The sequence below is a fragment of the Roseateles sp. GW823-FHT07B05 genome (assembly GCF_058794515.1).
In genome coordinates, this window is sequence record NZ_JBXAGX010000002.1 from 758,941 (window position 1) to 774,897 (window position 15,957).

At 69.5% G+C, this 15,957-nt stretch carries 17 protein-coding genes; 9 read left to right on the forward strand and 8 right to left on the reverse strand.

Annotation, left to right across the window (positions count from 1 at the left end):
* Window positions 1–35: 35 nt before the first annotated feature.
* On the reverse strand, window positions 36–710 hold the full coding sequence (gene ureE / locus AC1Q7O_RS07660; protein ID WP_492659716.1) for an urease accessory protein UreE: 675 nt from the start codon (window positions 708–710) through the stop codon (window positions 36–38).
* A 92-nt stretch (window positions 711–802) separates the two neighbouring features.
* On the opposite strand from ureE, the gene AC1Q7O_RS07665 reads away from it, so the two are divergent.
* Genes AC1Q7O_RS07665 through AC1Q7O_RS07685 form a run of 5 tightly spaced genes read left to right on the forward strand, consistent with a single transcriptional unit; the run spans window position 803 to window position 3,525 of the window.
* Window positions 803–1,027 carry an AbrB/MazE/SpoVT family DNA-binding domain-containing protein gene (locus AC1Q7O_RS07665; protein ID WP_492659715.1) on the forward strand — a complete coding sequence of 75 codons (225 nt, stop codon included), beginning with the start codon at window positions 803–805 and terminating at the stop codon, window positions 1,025–1,027.
* A complete protein-coding gene (locus AC1Q7O_RS07670; protein ID WP_492659714.1) occupies window positions 1,024–1,407 on the forward strand; it encodes a type II toxin-antitoxin system death-on-curing family toxin in 384 nt (127 codons plus the stop codon). The genes AC1Q7O_RS07665 and AC1Q7O_RS07670 overlap by 4 nt, the downstream gene beginning before the upstream one ends.
* A 7-nt stretch (window positions 1,408–1,414) precedes the next feature.
* A complete protein-coding gene (locus AC1Q7O_RS07675; RefSeq protein WP_492659713.1) occupies window positions 1,415–2,227 on the forward strand; it encodes a crotonase/enoyl-CoA hydratase family protein in 813 nt (270 codons plus the stop codon).
* A gap of 15 nt (window positions 2,228–2,242) precedes the next feature.
* Window positions 2,243–2,905 (forward strand): class I SAM-dependent methyltransferase, encoded by a 663-nt coding sequence (locus AC1Q7O_RS07680; protein WP_492659712.1) that lies wholly within the window; start codon window positions 2,243–2,245, stop codon window positions 2,903–2,905.
* Window positions 2,899–3,525 (forward strand): LysE family translocator, encoded by a 627-nt coding sequence (locus AC1Q7O_RS07685; RefSeq protein WP_492659711.1) that lies wholly within the window; start codon window positions 2,899–2,901, stop codon window positions 3,523–3,525. The genes AC1Q7O_RS07680 and AC1Q7O_RS07685 overlap by 7 nt, the downstream gene beginning before the upstream one ends.
* 14 nt (window positions 3,526–3,539) lie before the next feature.
* Here AC1Q7O_RS07685 and AC1Q7O_RS07690 read toward each other — a convergent pair whose 3' ends face one another.
* Entirely contained in the window at window positions 3,540–4,328 is a 789-nt protein-coding gene (locus tag AC1Q7O_RS07690) for an alpha/beta hydrolase (RefSeq protein ID WP_492659710.1), read from the reverse strand.
* Window positions 4,329–4,427: 99 nt separating this feature from the next.
* Entirely contained in the window at window positions 4,428–6,251 is a 1,824-nt protein-coding gene (locus AC1Q7O_RS07695) for a hypothetical protein (protein ID WP_492659709.1), read from the reverse strand.
* Between the two features lie 227 nt (window positions 6,252–6,478).
* Here AC1Q7O_RS07695 and AC1Q7O_RS07700 point away from each other — a divergent pair, with 227 nt between their 5' ends.
* Window positions 6,479–7,363 carry a PEP-CTERM sorting domain-containing protein gene (locus tag AC1Q7O_RS07700; RefSeq protein WP_492659708.1) on the forward strand — a complete coding sequence of 295 codons (885 nt, stop codon included), beginning with the start codon at window positions 6,479–6,481 and terminating at the stop codon, window positions 7,361–7,363.
* 19 nt (window positions 7,364–7,382) lie between these two features.
* Here AC1Q7O_RS07700 and AC1Q7O_RS07705 read toward each other — a convergent pair whose 3' ends face one another.
* Window positions 7,383–8,609: a CaiB/BaiF CoA transferase family protein gene (locus tag AC1Q7O_RS07705; protein ID WP_492659707.1), complete on the reverse strand. Its 1,227-nt coding sequence runs from the start codon at window positions 8,607–8,609 to the stop codon at window positions 7,383–7,385.
* 120 nt (window positions 8,610–8,729) lie between these two features.
* On the opposite strand from AC1Q7O_RS07705, the gene AC1Q7O_RS07710 reads away from it, so the two are divergent.
* Entirely contained in the window at window positions 8,730–9,281 is a 552-nt protein-coding gene (locus AC1Q7O_RS07710; protein ID WP_492659706.1) for a histidine phosphatase family protein, read from the forward strand.
* A 7-nt stretch (window positions 9,282–9,288) separates the two neighbouring features.
* Here AC1Q7O_RS07710 and AC1Q7O_RS07715 read toward each other — a convergent pair whose 3' ends face one another.
* From AC1Q7O_RS07715 to AC1Q7O_RS07725, 3 genes are all read right to left on the reverse strand, one after another.
* The gene (locus AC1Q7O_RS07715) at window positions 9,289–9,957 is read right to left on the reverse strand and encodes an ion channel (protein WP_492659705.1); all 669 of its coding nucleotides are present in this window, start codon (window positions 9,955–9,957) and stop codon (window positions 9,289–9,291) included.
* Between the two features lie 56 nt (window positions 9,958–10,013).
* Window positions 10,014–11,870 carry a M3 family oligoendopeptidase gene (locus AC1Q7O_RS07720; protein ID WP_492659704.1) on the reverse strand — a complete coding sequence of 619 codons (1,857 nt, stop codon included), beginning with the start codon at window positions 11,868–11,870 and terminating at the stop codon, window positions 10,014–10,016.
* A 364-nt stretch (window positions 11,871–12,234) separates the two neighbouring features.
* Entirely contained in the window at window positions 12,235–12,522 is a 288-nt protein-coding gene (locus AC1Q7O_RS07725) for a hypothetical protein (RefSeq protein WP_492659703.1), read from the reverse strand.
* 107 nt (window positions 12,523–12,629) lie between these two features.
* Between AC1Q7O_RS07725 and AC1Q7O_RS07730 the strand changes: the two genes are divergently transcribed.
* Both AC1Q7O_RS07730 and AC1Q7O_RS07735 read left to right on the forward strand, forming a co-directional pair.
* Window positions 12,630–13,823, forward strand: coding sequence for a hypothetical protein (locus AC1Q7O_RS07730; RefSeq protein ID WP_492659702.1), 1,194 nt, complete (start codon window positions 12,630–12,632; stop codon window positions 13,821–13,823).
* Between the two features lie 406 nt (window positions 13,824–14,229).
* Entirely contained in the window at window positions 14,230–15,060 is an 831-nt protein-coding gene (locus tag AC1Q7O_RS07735) for a spondin domain-containing protein (RefSeq protein ID WP_492659701.1), read from the forward strand.
* A gap of 169 nt (window positions 15,061–15,229) precedes the next feature.
* Here the strand turns inward: AC1Q7O_RS07735 and AC1Q7O_RS07740 are convergent, their stop codons facing one another.
* The gene (locus tag AC1Q7O_RS07740; RefSeq protein ID WP_492659700.1) at window positions 15,230–15,949 is read right to left on the reverse strand and encodes a PEP-CTERM sorting domain-containing protein; all 720 of its coding nucleotides are present in this window, start codon (window positions 15,947–15,949) and stop codon (window positions 15,230–15,232) included.
* Window positions 15,950–15,957: the final 8 nt, after the last annotated feature.

The following is a 15,957-nucleotide window of genomic DNA, read 5'->3' on the forward strand; positions in this document are numbered from 1 at the left end:
GCCATCGGAGCCGGGTCTTCGGTGTGGGCGACGGGTCAGTGCGAGTGATCGTGGCCGCAGCCCGGCCCGTGCACATGGCCGGGCTCGCTGGGGGCGTGGGCATGGTCATGGCTGTGGCCATGCTGGCAATCCGGCCCGTGCACATGACCCGCGTCATGCGCCTTGACCGGAATGGCCAGCGGCTTGCGCGCCGGCGCCGCGTGCCCATGATCATGGTGATCGTGCGCGCCGTGGTGGTGGTGGCCGTGGCCCGTACCCTCGCCGTAGGCGCCGCCCTCCGGCTCGAACGCGGCCTGCGCCTCGGTGACGATCAGGTGCTGGCGGCGCAGCATGTCGGCCAGCACGGGGTCGGGCTCGAACTGCAGCAGGTCGGGCTGCAGCTCCAGCGGCACATGGCGATTGCCCAGGTGGTAGGCGGCGCGCAGCAGGTCGAACGACTGGCCGTGCTCGGCACAGAAACGCACCTGCAGCACGGGTTGGGCGGCGGCGATGACGCGCAGCATCGAACCGTCCTCGGCGATCAGCACATCGCCGCCGCGCAGCGTGGTGCCACGCGGCAGCACGACGCCGATCTCGCGGCCGGTGGAATCGGTGGCCGAGAAGCGGCTCTTGCTGCGCGTGTCCCAGTCGAGTTCCAGCGTAGCGGCGCGCTTGAGCAGCACGGCGGCGAGGCCGGCGCCGCCGGCAATGCGTTTGGTGGCGTGAATCATGAACGGCAGTGTGCCTGAGTGAGTCTGCCCGGCTTGATGCGCCTCGGACAAAGGCCTAGTATTACGTTTGTTATAACCAAGCCCGACACACCATGAGCGCGCTGAAGATCACCCAGATTGGCAACTCGGTCGGCGTCATCCTGCCCAAGGAGGTGCTCGCGCGGCTGAAGGTGGAAAAAGGTGACGTGCTCTACCTCACCGAGGCCGCCAACGGCGTCACGCTGACACCCTACGACCCCAGCGTGGAAGCGCAGATCGAAGCAGGCCGTGAGTTCATGCGCGAGTTCCGCGACACCTTCCATCAGCTGGCCAAGTGAGCTGGACCTGGATAGACCGCCGCGCACTGGAACTGCTGCACGGCGAGAGCCTGCGAGAGCACGGCGGCGCTGCAGGGTTGCGTCACGAAGGCCTGCTGGAGTCTGCGCTCGCAAGGCCACCCAACCTGGCTCACTACGGCAGCCCCGACGCCTTCGAACTCGCGGCCAGCTATGGCGTGGGCCTCGCCAAGAACCACCCCTTTGTGGACGGCAACAAGCGCGCGGCCTTCCTGTCCATCGGCCTGTTCCTGTTCCTGAACGGCTGGCGGCTGAAGGCCAGCCAGGCCGAGGCCACGCTCACCATGCTGTCCGTCGCCGCCGGCGACATCGACGAACCCAGGCTCGCGCAATGGCTGCGCGAGCACACAGCCCAACGCTGAGCACGCCATGCAACTCGACACCCTCACCCTCTCCATCCAAGACCACATCGCCACCGTCCGCCTGAACCGGCCCGACAAGGCCAACGCGATGAACGCGACGATGTGGCAGGACTTCCGCCGCGCGTTCGACTGGATCGACGCGCAGCCCGAGGCCCGCGTGGCCGTGCTGGAGGGCGAAGGCAGGCACTTCACCGCCGGCATCGACCTGTCCATGATGATGGGCATCGCGCCGCAGATCCAGGACGACTGCGACGGCCGCATGCGCGAGGCGCTGCGCCGCCTCATCCTCGACATGCAGGACACCCTCACCAGCCTGGAGCGCTGCCGCAAGCCCGTGCTCGCGGCCATCCACGGCGCCTGCGTCGGCGGCGGCATCGACCTCATCTGCGCGGCCGACATGCGCTACTGCAGCGCCGACGCCTACTTCTCCATCAAGGAGATCGACATCGGCATGGTGGCCGACGTGGGCACGCTGCAGCGCCTGCCCAAGCTGCTCGGCTCGCAGGGCCTGGTGCGCGAGCTGGCCTACACGGGCCGGCGCGTGGAGGCCGCCGAGGCGCGCGAGATCGGCCTCGTGAACCGTGTGTTCGACAGCCGCGAGGCGCTGCAGGCCGGCGTGCGCGAGATCGCCGCCACGATTGCCGCCAAGTCGCCGCTGTCCATCCGCGGCACCAAGGAGCAGCTGAACTACGCGCGCGACCACTCGGTGGCCGACGGCCTGAACTACATCGCCACCTGGAACGCCGCGATGCTGATGAGCGAAGACCTGCAGAAGGCCATGATGGCCGGCAAGGGCGCAGCGCCAGCCTTCCGCGACTGACAGGCACCTCCGCGCATGGATGCCCGCACCGCCGCCTTCTACGACGGCTATGCCCGCCAGCTGGCCGGCTCGGAGGCCCGGCGCAGCGCGATGCTCGACCACCTGACAGCGACGCTGGCGCCCGGAGCCCGCGTGCTGGACGTCGGCGCCGGCTCCGGGCGGGACATGGCGGCGCTGATGGACCTCGGCTTCGAGGTCTTCGGCGTGGAGCCGAACGCCGCCATGCGCAGTACGGCGCTGCGGCTGCAGCCGGCACTGGCCGGGCGGCTGGCCGAAGGCGCCTTGCCGGACCTCGGCAACCCGTTCCACGACCGCCACCCGCAGCGCTTTGACGCCGTCGTCTGCAGCGCCGTGCTGATGCACGTCGCGCCTGCCGATCTGCCCCGGGCGCTGGCCTCGCTGATGGGTCAACTGCGCCCCTGCGCAGCCGATGACGGCGGGCTGCAGCGGCCGGCACTGCTGATCTCCCTGCCCGAGATGGCCACCAACCAGCTCGATGACGATCGCGACGCCGACGGACGCCGCTTCCACAACCATGACCCGGCCGCCGTGCAGGCGCTGCTCGCCGATCTTGGCGCCTCGCTGGAACGCGCCAGCAGCAGCGATGCCGTGCTGGCCAGCGCCGGCACGCGCTGGCACACCCGGGTCTTCCGGCGCACGGCGCCATCACGATGCTGACCACACCTCAAACGCTCGCCTTCCTCGCCACTGCCGTGGTGCTCACCGCCACGCCCGGGCCCGACAACCTGATGGTGCTGAGCATGGGCATGTCGCGCGGCCGGCGGGCGGGCATCGCCTTCGGGCTGGGTTGCGCGCTGGGTTGCCTCAGCCACACGCTGCTGGCCGTCATCGGCGTCAGCGCGCTGGTGGCGGCGTCGCCGGTGGCGTTCACGCTGCTGAAGGTGGCGGGCGGTGCCTACCTGGTGTGGATGGGCGTGCAGGCCTGGCGGCACGCAGGCGCCGTGCGCGTGAGCGGCGACGCGGGCGACACCACGCCGCTGCGTCAGCTGTTCGCCAAAGGCCTGATCGCCAATGCGATCAACCCCAAGGTGGTGCTGTTCTTCCTGTCCTTCCTGCCGCAGTTCGTCGTCGCGTCGCAGGGCCAGGTGGAGTGGCAGCTGGGGCTGCTGGGCCTGCTGTTCACCGCGCAGGCGGTGGTGCTGTTCGGGCTGCTGGGCTGGTTCTCGGGCAGCGTGGGCGCGTGGCTGAACCGCCGACCCAGCGTCGGCCTGTGGCTGGACCGGCTGGCCGGCACCGTGTTCATCGGGCTGGGCGTGCGCATGATGGCGTCGCGCTGACGCCGCGCGGCGGCTCAGTCGATCAGGTCGATCGCCCAGTCGAACGACGGCTTGGCGATGCGGTTGTGGTGCACGTCGAAGTTCTTCCGGTGCACCTGCAGGCCGACATACGGCCGCCCCTCGTAGCGGGCGGCCAGCGCGGCCACCACCTCGTCGTTGCCCTGCTGCGTGGCGCCGCTGAGGATCAGCCGCACCGGCAACCGCGGGTTGGCCGCGAGACGCGCTTCCTCGGCCCGGATGTGCTGCTCGTCCAGCAGGAAGTACGAACCATCGAACAGCAGGTAGTTGCTGAAGAACGGCGCTGCCGCGTCCTCGGTGCTCAGCATCAGCGCGCCCAGCAGGCCGCCCAGGGACGCGCCGGTGTACGTGCGCACGCCCGTCGTGCGGTAGCGTGCCTCCACCAGCGGCGCCAGCTCCTCCTTCAGGAAGCGCCCATAGGCCGGCGCGCCCGCCGGGAAGAAATCGGTCTCCCGCCGGTTGTCGCCGCCCTGCTCGATGCCGATCAGGATCATCGGCTTGCGCCGCCGGTCCAGCATGCCGGCATATCCCGGGAAGTTCCACTGGCCATCCGTCGCGTACATCACGGGGTAGCGCCGGCCTGACGTCGCGTAGCCCGGCGGCAGGTAGACGTGGTACGGGTAGGTGACGCCGGTGTGCCTGGACGTGATGACCTGGCCGCGCTCCACCGTGCCCAGATAGGCCGGGGCAAGGGCCGGCGCCAAGGCCGGCTCGGCCCCCACGGCGAGGCGACAGGTGGGCAGCAGGCAGGCGAGGCTCAACAGCAGCGGCAGGTATCGGGGCATGGCGGGGTGTGCGTTCTTTGCACGAGCGTAACGGCCGCCGGCGCCGCGAATGCAAAGGTCGTGCAAAGCCGCGGCCCCTTCGCCGCCACTCACCCGGGGCTACCGGCTGCCGACGCTGCCGGGCGCAGTGCTGCCGGTGGCGGCGTCGTTCTGTCGCGCCACTTCCTTGATGAAGGCCTCGGCGTTCTGCAACCCCGCACCGCGTTCGACGGCCTGCATCGCGCGGGCCTTGTCCACGGTCCACTCCTTGAACGGCACGTCGGGCACCGGGTCCCGGCGCATCTCGGCCAGGATGTCGCCACGGCTCACGCCCGTCTCCAGCCGCCCGCGCCACTGCCGAGCCCACGCTGCGGCCGCTGCGTCGTGACCGCTCTGCGCCAGCGCGTCCAGCATCTTGTGGGCCATGTCCGCCTGACCCGCGAACGCCGAGGCCAGCGCCGCCGACCGGCCCAGCGCGTCGATCTCGCGGGCGCCCTGCCAGGCCGCGATGACGCTGTCCAGCACCGCCGGGCTCGGTGTGCCTGTTGCGGCCACCTCGGCCTGGAAGGCGGCCAGCACCACCTCCGGCGACCGCGGGTTCGCCTCGCGCGCCCGCTGCAGTTCCCGCTGCGCGGCCTCGGCATGCGGGCGCCGCGCCTCGCCGCTGCTGCGCTCGGCCAGGCGCAGGTGCGCCAGGCCCAGCAGGTAGCGGGCTTCGGCGTGCGCGTCGTCGTCCTGCAAGAACGCGGTCAGCGGCGCCAGTGCCTCCTGGGGGTTGCCCCAGCCGATCTGCGCCCGGCTCAGCGTGAGGCGCGCGAGGTCGTCGTCGGCATAGCGCGGTGCCAGCGACGCCAGCTTCCTGAGCAGCGACTCGCCCTCCTCCCGCGTGGGGCAGGCCTTCAGCGCGGCGTTCGCCAGCACGAACTCGCCCGTCGCCCGCGGCAGGCTGCGAAAGCTCACGCGCGCCGCGGGCAGCGGCGGCTGCTCCACGCGCAGCGTCGCAATGCCCTTGAGCCCGTAGCGCCACATCGCGTCGCCGATGTCCGCCTGCTTCAGGCCGAAGATCCGTTCGAACGCCGCCGTCGGGTCCGCCCCGCGACCGACGGCGGCCAGGTAGTGGTTCAGGCGCTTGCGGTTCTCCGGCGACGACAGCATGTAGTGCGTCAGCAGCCAGGCCTTGGCCTCGAACTCCAGCCGCACACCGGCCGCGCCCGCCGGGCCGTGGGCGTTGGCAAGGCGGCTCTGCAGCACGTCGCCGTAGTCCAGGCTGTACGGCTGGCCGTCGCTGAGGAACTTCAGGTAGGTGCCCAGCCCCCGGGGCACACGGCCCACCACCATCTGCCGCTCCGAGAAGCGCACGCTGGAGAAGTACTGCGCGAACCCATCGATGAACGACGTCGGCAGGCGGATGTCCGTGTGCCGGTACAGGAAATGCCGCGCGTAGGCCTCGAAGACGTAGGACAGCGTTTCGTTCAGCGGGGCCTTGTCGAGCTGCTCGTCGCCGAGGCTGCGCATGCTTTCCAGATGAGCCGCGAAGCCCTGCACGCCCGCGGCGCAGCTGCTGTAAAGGCCCACGGCATCGGCCGGCGGGCGGGCGTCGATCGCGCGCAGGTCCGTCACGCTGTTGTGGAAGTACAGCGTCAGCTTGGGCTCGCGCGGCTCGTCCGGGCGCGGGGCCGGGTCGCCAGGCAGCGTGTAGGCGCGCAGCAGGTGGTCCAGCTTTTCCAGGTTGGTCAGCAGCTGGCTCACGTCACCCTCGCCGGCGTCCGAGTACACGACGAAATGCGGGCTCTCGGCCCGGAACCACTGCGACACCTCGCTCTTGCGGCCCGCCACCGTCACGCGCGCCAGGTTGGCCGGATCGGATGACTGGGCGACGGCGTGGCCGGTGGCCAGCAGGCAGAGGGCGACGGCCATCGACGTGGCGGCGAGAACGAAGCGCATGGTCTTCCTCGTGAGATGGTGACGGGTACTGCCGGGCGACATCTTGCACTGCCTGCCGCGCCTGCACCGATCAACGCGGTTACGCGCGGCCTCGGCCAGCCGCCCCCCGCCCGAGGGGGCGGCCTCTACCCATGTGGGTATCGCCGCCCGCGGGGCCGACGGATAGCGTGGCCTCGCCATGCCGCACCCGTGGCGTCGGCAGGCATCACCGCCCAGAAGGAGTCAACATGAAAGCACATCGAGGCCACATGGCCGCCGTCGGCATCGCACTGACGCTCGCGTGCCAGTGGGTGCACGCAGAAGTTCAGTCAGACGCTCGCACCACGGTCACCCTGCAGACCTGCGCCGGCCCCTGCGTGAACGAGGTGTTCTGGTTCCAGGAGCAGCTCATGATGTCGCATGGCCAGGGCAGCTCACCGGTGTCCACGGCCGGCTTCTACCCCACGCCCAACGGCCCCACGCAGTACGTTTACGCCAACGCCGACCTGCCGAACTCCAAGCTGCACGTGGTGGCCAGCGGTCAGGCGGACAGCACGCACACCCGCCTGTTCGCGTCGGCGGCCGTCAGCATCGGCGACACCTTCGCCGTCATCGGCGCGCCGGGGCTGTCGCGGCTGAGCGTCGACGTGACCGGCACGCTGCAGACCTATGGCAACCCGACGGACTACTATCTGTCGACCTCCATCCATCTGCTGCAGCCGGGCTCTCTCGATGCCTTCTCCCGAGGCGACTACGGCAGCATGGTGTACCTGGCGTCGAGCTACGCGTCACTGGGCGGGTCCGACTGGGGCAGCCCCAACAGCCTGACGTTGCCCGGCGTCACCGAGCTCGTGTTCCAGACGCCCGCCACCCCCTTCGAGTGGTTCGTCAACTTCGCCGTGATCTACACGCTGACCGACTCGCAGTCGCTCAACGCCGACCTGGGCCACACGCTGGCCGTGAAGTTCGACGCCCCCGTCGGCTCGGCGGTCGTCAGCGCCTCGGGCTACCTGCCCGCGGCCACCGGCTGGGTCGCACCGGTGCCCGAACCCAGCAGCGCGCTGCTGTTGCTGGCCGGGCTGCCCCTGCTGGCGGCACGCCGACTGAGCCGCAGCCGGCGCGAGCGCGGCTGACAGGCGCATGGCGCTGCGGCTACCGGACGATGCCGCGCTCGCGCAACTGCGCGATCTGCTCGCCGGTCAGCCCCAGCTCGGTGAGCACCGCGTCCGAGTCCTGCCCCAGCGCCGGCGCGTTGCGGCGGTGGCTGCCGGGCGTGGCCGACAGCTTGGGCACGACGCCCGGCACGTCGAGGGCGCGACCACCCGGAAGGCCCGGCAGCTGCACCTGCTGCAGCATGCCGCGCGCGCGGTAGTGCGGGTCGGCGGCGATGTCGGCCACCGTGTAGATGCGCCCGGCCGGCACGTCGGCGCCGGCCAGCGCCTGCAGCACCTCGTCCACCGACCGTGTTGCCGCCCAGTCGCCGATCGCCGCGTCGATCTCCGCGACGCGGGCCACGCGGCCGGCGTTGTCGGCCAGCGCCGGGTCCTGCCCCAGGTCGTCACGGCCGATCACCGTCATCAGACGCCGGAAGATGCTGTCGCCGTTGCCCGCCACCAATGCATAGCCACCATCCGAGCAGCGGTAGGCATTGCTGGGCGCGATGCCCGGCATGGCGCTGCCCGCCGGCTCGCGCACCACGCCGAAGGCGCTGTACTCGGGCAGCAGGCTCTCCATGCAGTTGAAGACGGCCTCGTACAGCGCCACGTCGATGACCTGGCCCTGCCCCGTGGCGTGCCGGTGCTGCAGCGCCAGCAGGATGCCGATGACGCCGTGCAGCGCGGCCAGCGTGTCGCCGATGCTGACGCCCGTGCGAACCGGCACGCGACCGGGCTCCGCGGTCAGGTGGCGCAGCCCGGCCATCGCCTCGGCCACGGCGGCAAAGCCCGGCCGGTCACGGTAAGGCCCGGTCTGCCCGTAGCCGCTGACGCGCAGCACGATGAGCCGCGGGTTGGCGGCCAGCAGCGTGTCGGGCGCCAGGCCCCAGGCCTCCATCGCACCGGGGCGGAAGTTCTCGATCAGCACATCCGCCTCGGCCGCCAGGCGCCGCACCACGTCCTGGCCCTCGGGCGTGCGCAGGTCCAGCGCCAGCGAGCGCTTGTTGCGCGACTGCACCTGCCACCACACCGACGTGCCGTCCAGCAGCAGCCGCCACTTGCGCAGCGGGTCGCCGGCGCCCGGCGGCTCGATCTTGACGACATCGGCGCCGAAGTCGGCCAGCGTCTTGGCCGCGAACGGGCCGGCGATCAGCTGACCCAGCTCGACGACCTTGAGGCCGGCCAGCGCGGCGGGGGTGGCGGTGGAAGCAGCGGGGGCGTTCATGCCCGGCAGTGTCCGCCCGCCGCCTGCGGCCGCCCTGCGGATGTCGCGCGTGCTGGCTTGGCCCGCGGCGAAGCCCGAAGCCGGAACGAGGTCTTGCGGCGCCCCGCAGAATCGGCCGCCATGAAGCGCGCCCTCCCCTGCCTGCTGGCCCTGTGCCTGAGCCCCTGTGCGTGGTCGCTGGAACTGCGCGACGGCGACGTGGTGCTGTACCGCCACGCGCTGGCCCCGGGCGGCGGCGACCCGCCGGGCTTCCGCCTGGGCGATTGCAGCACCCAGCGCAACCTCAGCGACGCCGGCCGCGACCAGGCCCGCCGACTCGGGCAGGCGCTGCGCGAGCGGCTGGGCACGGTGGCGGTGGGTGCCGTCTGGGCCTCGCCCTGGTGCCGCACGCTGGAGACGGCGCGGCTGGCGTTCGCCGCGCCGCCGGTGCAGGCCCAGCCGGCGTTCGCGTCGTTCTTCGAGCAGCCCGACCGCGAGGCCGCCGCACTGGCCGCCGCGCGCGAGCAGCTGGCCGCCTGGCGCGGGCCCGGCGTGCTGGTGGTGGTGACGCACCAGGTCAACATCACGGGCCTGACCGGCGTCTTCCCCGCCTCCGGCGAGGGCGTGGCGCTGCGCTGGGACGGCACCGAGCCGCGGCTGCTCGGGCGCATCGCCCCGCCTGCGGCGCGCTGACCGCGGCTCAGCGTCGCAGCAGCGTCAGCCCCACCAACCGCGACACCACCACCGCCAGGTACATCACGCCGACGGACATCTCCAGGCTGGCCACGCCACGCGCCAGCGGCCGCACCGGGATCACGTCGCCGATGCCGGTGCTGGACAGCAGCGCGAAGCTCAGGAACATCAGCTCCGTCCAGCTGCGCGGCTGCTCGGGGTTCACGGCCGCGGCGAAGCTGCCCGGCGCCAGCACCTGCAGCACGACGAACACATAGGTGAACGCCCAGGCCAGCAGCGTGAACGTGGCGCCGGCGGCGAACAGCTCGTCGGTGGTGGCGCGGGCGTCCGCCATCATGTAGGCCACGAGGCTGGCGGCGGCATAGAAGTAGAACAGCGCCTCCAGCCCGGCCGACCACGGCAGCAGCTGCGGCAGGTCGAACGCGGCCTGCAGCGCCAGCAACACGATGGCCGGCAGCGCCAGGCAGGCGCTGACCCACACCAGCCCCGGCGTGCGCCGCACCATGCGGGTCGTCACGACCAGCACCGCCACACCGAACGCGCTCAGCAACAGGCGGCCGTCGTGGGTGTCTTCCAGCAGCGGATACAGCAGCAGGCCGACGAGTTGCGCCAGCAGCAGGATGGCCGACGGGTGCCGGCGCGTCAGCGCGAGGTAGCGGAGGTGGCGGGCGGGCATGCCGGCATTGTGCGCATGGCGGTGCCCGCCCCTCGGCGAGCGTCGCACCAGCGCCGTCAGGGCACCGCCAGCAGCGCCTCCATGTCGTCCATGAGGCGGTCCATGCGCTGCACCAGCGCGCGGTACGGCGCGGGGCTGGCCATGTCCAGGCCCGCGTTCTTCAGCGCCTGGTACGGCGCCACCGAGCCCCCGCCCGCCAGCAGCTTGAGGTAGTTGTCGCGCGCCCCGGGCTTGGCGGCCAGGATGTCGTCGGCGAAGTGCAGTGCCGCCGTCACCGACGTGGCGTACTGGTACACGTAGAACGGCCGGTAGAAGTGCGGGATGAACGCCCACTCCTGGCAGTACTGCGGGTCGATCTTCATCACGCCGGCCGCGTCGCCGTGATAGTCCTTCAGCAGCTGGCAGTAGATCTCCGTCATGCGCTTGCCGTTCAGCGCCTCGCCCTTGGCGGCGGCGTCGTGCGTGTTCAGCTCGAACTCGCCGAACATGGCCTGGCGGAAGAACGTGCCGCGCAGCCGCTCCAGCGCATAGCCGAGCTGGAACAGCTTGTCCTGCTTGCTGGTGGCCTGGCCCAGCATGTACTGGCTCAGCAGCACCTCATTGGCGGTGGAGGCGATCTCGGCGACGAACAGCGAGTAGCCCGCCGTCTCATACGGCTGTGCACGGTTGGCCATGGCCGTGTGCATGCCGTGACCCCACTCGTGCGCGAAGGTGCTGACCGACTCGAAGTCCCCCTGGTGGTTCAGGAACACGAACGGCGGCGCGCCATAGACGCCGTCCTGGTAGGCCCCGCCGCTCTTGCCCGGCGCGGGCAGCGCATGCATGGTGTTGGCCTGCAGCGTCTGCTTCAGCAGCGCCTGGTAGTCAGCGCCCAGCGGCTGCGTCGCGGCCAGCGTCAGCGCGGCGGCGTCCTCCAGGCTGTAGGTCTTGGTTTGCGTGACCAGCGCGGGGTAGATGTCGTAGTAGTGCAGGTCCGGCAGGCCCAGCATCTTCTGGCGAAGCTTGAAGTAGCGGTGCAGCGTGGGCAGGCCGCGGCGCACCTCGGCCACCAGCGTGCGGTAGACGGCCTCGGGGATCTCCTCGGCGCCCAGGCTCATCGCCACCGCGCTGGGGTAGCGGCGCAGCTTGGCCATCGTCGTGTCGTCCTGCACCACGTTGCCCAGCGTCACGCCGTAGGTGTTCTCGTACTGGCCGATAGCGCCGAAGAACGCGTCGAAGACCTGCTTGCGCACCGCGCGGTCAGCGTGCTGGCGCAGCAGGCCGTACTTGGTGCCATCCAGCCGCTCGGCCTTGCCGTCCACCGTCAGTTCGGGCCATCGCGTGTCGGCGTTGAACAGCAGCGTGCGCACATCGCCCGTCGCGCTGCGCACCGGGCCCAGCGCGGCCAGCGCACCTTCGGTCTCGGCGCTCAGCGTATGTCGGGCCTGGCGCAGGCTGTTGCGCAGGTGCTCGGCATGCTTCCTCAGGCCCGGCTCGGCTTTCAGGAAAGCGGCCACGCGGGCCTCGCCCAGCGCCTGGATCTCGGGCTCCACCCACGCGATGGCGCTGTGGTACTCGCCGTCCAGCTGGCCGGCCAGGTTGCTGCGCTGCTGGTTGGCGGCGTCGCGGTTGTCGGTGCTCTGCGTCATGCTGGCGTACACGCGCAGCCGCTCGAAGCGCAGGTTGGCGGCGCTCAGCGCGTCCAGCCCGGCGCGCAGGCTCTGGGCGCTCTTGCCCAGCGTGCCCTTCAGGGCCACCAGCTTGGGCAGGTCGGCGAGAAGAGCCTTGCGGGCGGATTCCCAGTCGGCCAGCGAGCCATACAGCGGGGCGAGGTTCCAGGTGGTGGGCAGCGGATCGGCATGCACCGCCGCGGCGCCGCCGAGGGCCAGGGTGAGGCCAACGATCAGGGCGCGGGGAGAGAGTGAACGGTTCATCACAACGCGGTGGAGGGGTAAGGAGCGCCAGTGTCGCCAAGCTCCGCGGGGCTGACCGAAGTGACGCCGGGAAACCACTGAGCCGCCCCGCCCGCCCGAAGACCGGGGCCGCATGCCGCTCTGCCACCGTGGGCTTGTCAACGAGAGCCCTGGACAGGGCAACCCAGGCCTGTGCCGTCAGATTTGATACCCCCTCCAGCACAGACCTGAAACAGCCCCGCCACGGTCCTCGCTGAACGCCCTGAAAAACCGATTTGATTCACATTCCGTGCGACCCCAGAACGGAATTACCCATGAGATTCCGACATCCAAAGATAGGGATGTTCGCCGGCCGGCATGATCTACCAGACTTGCGCAAAACCATTCAAATTCTGCTGGGTACCGCAAATATTTTCAACAAGATCCGCCACAACACCACGACGAAGAATGGCCAAACTGCATAATAAATCTGCAAGTCAGAACATTTCTTCCAAATCACCCAATCTTGGCGCGCGGCAACCATTCCAAAGGCACCGCAATTCATTCCGGCGGCGTCATATGGGGCGTCAAACATCTCACCGCCACTGAAACCCTCGCTCAACGGCGCCAAAACCGTCAAACCGCCCATCCGGATCAAGATCACGAAATCAGGGAGAACGCATGCAGGTTTCATCGAGCCGTGGGTCCCTGATCACCGCGGTATTCCGTCCTGTCATGGCAGCCATCGGATGAATTCGCACATGCAGTGACGATCATCAATCAAGCGAAAAGGAATCAACCATGTCGACCTCGCCAACACCGGAACAGATCGCCCAGGTTCAGCAGAACATCAAGAACCTCCAGGCGCTCAACGACTACGTCTACACCTACGGGCAGGGGAAAATCCTCAATGCCTACCTGCTGCTTTCGGAGCAGGACAACAGCGATCTGGGATTGAACATCGGCCTGAATATCCTGGAGGGGGTTTTCTGGGCCGTCGGTTCGGAGTTCGGGCCCGTCGGCAACTTTCTCGCCTCGTTCGGGTCAGGGATGGTGTCTTACTGGGCCTCCAGCGCCAATACACCGCCCAGCCTGAACACCACCTTCTCAGACATGGTCAACCGCATCAGCGCGACATTCCAGGCGTTCGACGCGCAGATGGCGGTTTACTACAACGACGTCGCGGACAACTGGAATACCTCGTTCAGCTACAACGGCAAGACCGGAACCCTTTCGGATCTGGCAAACATGACCGTGCCGACCGAGCAGGACACGGGTTTCAGCGCGCTCGCGACGGCGGGCATCTTCGCGCTCGACCAGCAGATCTGGCAGACGGTGATGCGCAAGAACTACGTCATCACCCATTGGGAAGGCCAGCCCTTCATCATGCAGGGCCACGAGAATTCCCCGCCGGTATCGTGGTCCCAGGGTTTCATCGCCGTGAATCCGGCCTACAACCTCACCTGGAGCTGGCACAAGAGCTCCGGCTGCGGCGATACCAGCGGCTGGGATATCGAGGAATACAACATCGGCACCGGAGCCGGCGTTTTCAGCGATGGCTCCATGAGCAAGGCTGCCTGCGCCTACCTCTTCATCGACAGCATCGGCGGGCAGGTCATCAACGCCCAGGGGCTTTTCTACCGCAACGACGTCTTCAACAACCTGGGCATCAACCAGACGACCTACTACGTGTCGTCGGGCGGCGGTGGCATTCCCATCGCGGATGCGAAGCTGTCGGTGGGTTATCTACGGGCAATGAAGGAAGGCAACACGCTCGGAAAACTGATCGAGCGCGAGGGCCGCGAGGCCATCCAGCAGCGCGTCATCGACAAGGCCCACAACGATTCAGTCTTCGCGCGCGACCTCGCCATGCGGCCCCGTCAGACGCTGGAAGCGTTCCTGGGGGTGAAGATCCCTGAAGTCGTCAACCTGAACGTCGTCGTGGAAGACGGGCGCAACTTCGGGCTTGTCGTTCCAAGCAGGAAGGTCGATTAGCGCCGCACAGGGTGGTTGGGCAGCGGCCGACGCGCTGCCCAGGTAGGGATGGGGGGTTGAGTTCGAGACTTGACCCCGAGTCTGCGCACCCGCACGCGGCCGGGCTCGGCCGTCAGGTGGCGCAGCCCGGCCGGTCCCGGCACGGCCCGGTCTGGCTGTAGCCGCCGACGCGCCGCACGATGAGTCGCGGGTTGGCGGCCGGAGCATGCGGATCTGACCGGCGCAGGCTCGGCCGGCCGCGAAGCGCAAGCCCGGTCGGGCGCGTCAGTCGACGTTCGACCCGCGTCCTTACAGCGGCTCCCCTTTTCGAGCGACATGCGGCACCAACGAGTAATGGCAGCGGCGCGGCGGCGACTGCAGCACGCGGGGTGTTTCCCTGCAAGCCAACTCCATGGAGATCTCTCGAATGAACACCACCCGTCACGCTGCCCGCGCCCCCCACCGAGCCGCCAAGGCGCCGCTTCGGCGACTCGCCCTCGGGGCTGCCCTCGCGGCCGCCGTCTCGCTGCCCCAACTGGCCGCCGCACAGGCACCGGCCTACGACATCACGTTCAAGAACCTCACCAGCAACGCCGCGAACACCGGTGCAGCAACGGCCCAGACCGGCCAGCGACTGTCCCCGCCGGTGTTCATCACACACAGCGCGGGCTACACGGCCTACACCGTCGGCCAGGCCGCGCCGGAGACGATCTGGCGCATCGCCGAAGGTGGCGATCGCAGCTTCCTGCTCGGTGAAGCCAATGCGCTGGTCGGCACCACCGTGCTCAGCGTCGCGGCGCCGCTGTCCGCGCCCCTGCCTCAGCAGGACTCCGTGACGGTGCGGGTGCAGGCCGACGCCTCGCATCGCCTGCTGTCGTTTGCCAGCATGCTGGGCTGGACAAACGATGGCTTCGTCGGCGTCAGCGGCCTGGATCTGTCCGCCATCAAGGGCACCGTCACGATCAACCTGTACGGCTACGACGCGGGCTCCGAGAAGAACAATGAGGCCAGCGGGTTCCTCGGTGCACTCGGGGCCGGCAACGCGCGCGACCCGGAAGGTGGCCTGATCACCACCCACCTGGGCATCCGCGGCGACGCGGACGCCCCGGCAGCCTGGAACTGGCTGCCGGGCCCCGCGGCCAGCCTGACCATCAGCGCCGTGCCCGAGCCGGGCAACTGGGCCTTGCTGATGGGTGGGCTGCCGCTGCTCTTCCTGCTGCGCAAACGTGCAGCCGCCGGACGGGCGAACAAGGCCTGACACCGGCAGACCGGTCGGTTGGCATGAACCCGCGGCATGCCAACCCGGCGCCAACGGTCGGCGCGTCGTCAGGCGGCCAGCACTTGGCCGCCTGGCGGTCTCGCTGGCCGTGCGGCCGCCTGCCCCGTGCCCCGCCACCGGCCGAGCACCAGGCCACGACCGCGCAGCGTCACAGCGCTCCGTTAGCCCGCCGAGTCCGGCCCAAGGTCAGCACGCCCAGCCCCGTCAACAGCATGGCCCACGTCATGGGTTCGGGCACGGGGGTTAGCACATCGCCGGCACGCACGGCCACGGCGAACTGCCGGGTGCCACCACCGGGTGCAGTCGCGCCAATGTTCTGAAACCCGATCACCGTACTGAAAGCCCACCCCTCCCCCAAGGCCCTGAACTCCGTAGCGCTCCAGTACCAGCTCATCTGCATGTTCTGGAACAGCCCGGCGCTTACCGGGTGGGTGGGGTCCGAAGGGTCGTAGTGGTTGCCGAGTTCCGCGTGCCAGAGGTAGCCCATCGGGCTGCCCGTGCACCCATAGCCCACGCCGGGGTTCCATGAGTTCTGAGAGCAGGTGGCGTCCGGCACCAAAGTGGTCGGCAAGGACCAGCCGCCAAAGCCCCCCACCGTCAGGTTCGAAGCCCAGCTCTTGGCCTCCGTCCAGGTCATCATGCCGGCATCCCAGGCGGTGTTCGAACCCGCCGCGTAGTTCCAGTTCCTCAGCCAGGTGAGGTTCAGGTTCGGGTCGTACTCGAAGACAGCACTGGGGTCATCGGCCGCCATCGGCGCACCATGGATGTCACGGCCCTGCAGAGGCAGCGGCGACGCGGCATGCACCGAGCCCGCCAGCAGCCAGGCGCCGATGGCCAGTGCGGTCGATTGCATCTTCTTGCTCTTCATCGTCAAGC

Bases quoted from the DNA above. Each gene is read 5' to 3' on its own strand.
- ureE (WP_492659716.1), bottom strand. From the start codon at position 710: ATGATTCACGCCACCAAACGCATTGCCGGCGGCGCCGGCCTCGCCGCC.
- AC1Q7O_RS07665 (WP_492659715.1), top strand. From the start codon at position 803: ATGAGCGCGCTGAAGATCACCCAGATTGGCAACTCGGTCGGCGTCATC.
- AC1Q7O_RS07675 (WP_492659713.1), top strand. From the start codon at position 1,415: ATGCAACTCGACACCCTCACCCTCTCCATCCAAGACCACATCGCCACC.
- AC1Q7O_RS07680 (WP_492659712.1), top strand. From the start codon at position 2,243: ATGGATGCCCGCACCGCCGCCTTCTACGACGGCTATGCCCGCCAGCTG.
- AC1Q7O_RS07685 (WP_492659711.1), top strand. From the start codon at position 2,899: ATGCTGACCACACCTCAAACGCTCGCCTTCCTCGCCACTGCCGTGGTG.
- AC1Q7O_RS07690 (WP_492659710.1), bottom strand. From the start codon at position 4,328: ATGCCCCGATACCTGCCGCTGCTGTTGAGCCTCGCCTGCCTGCTGCCC.
- AC1Q7O_RS07695 (WP_492659709.1), bottom strand. From the start codon at position 6,251: ATGCGCTTCGTTCTCGCCGCCACGTCGATGGCCGTCGCCCTCTGCCTG.
- AC1Q7O_RS07700 (WP_492659708.1), top strand. From the start codon at position 6,479: ATGAAAGCACATCGAGGCCACATGGCCGCCGTCGGCATCGCACTGACG.
- AC1Q7O_RS07705 (WP_492659707.1), bottom strand. From the start codon at position 8,609: ATGAACGCCCCCGCTGCTTCCACCGCCACCCCCGCCGCGCTGGCCGGC.
- AC1Q7O_RS07710 (WP_492659706.1), top strand. From the start codon at position 8,730: ATGAAGCGCGCCCTCCCCTGCCTGCTGGCCCTGTGCCTGAGCCCCTGT.
- AC1Q7O_RS07715 (WP_492659705.1), bottom strand. From the start codon at position 9,957: ATGCCCGCCCGCCACCTCCGCTACCTCGCGCTGACGCGCCGGCACCCG.
- AC1Q7O_RS07720 (WP_492659704.1), bottom strand. From the start codon at position 11,870: ATGAACCGTTCACTCTCTCCCCGCGCCCTGATCGTTGGCCTCACCCTG.
- AC1Q7O_RS07725 (WP_492659703.1), bottom strand. From the start codon at position 12,522: ATGAAACCTGCATGCGTTCTCCCTGATTTCGTGATCTTGATCCGGATG.
- AC1Q7O_RS07730 (WP_492659702.1), top strand. From the start codon at position 12,630: ATGTCGACCTCGCCAACACCGGAACAGATCGCCCAGGTTCAGCAGAAC.
- AC1Q7O_RS07735 (WP_492659701.1), top strand. From the start codon at position 14,230: ATGAACACCACCCGTCACGCTGCCCGCGCCCCCCACCGAGCCGCCAAG.
- AC1Q7O_RS07740 (WP_492659700.1), bottom strand. From the start codon at position 15,949: ATGAAGAGCAAGAAGATGCAATCGACCGCACTGGCCATCGGCGCCTGG.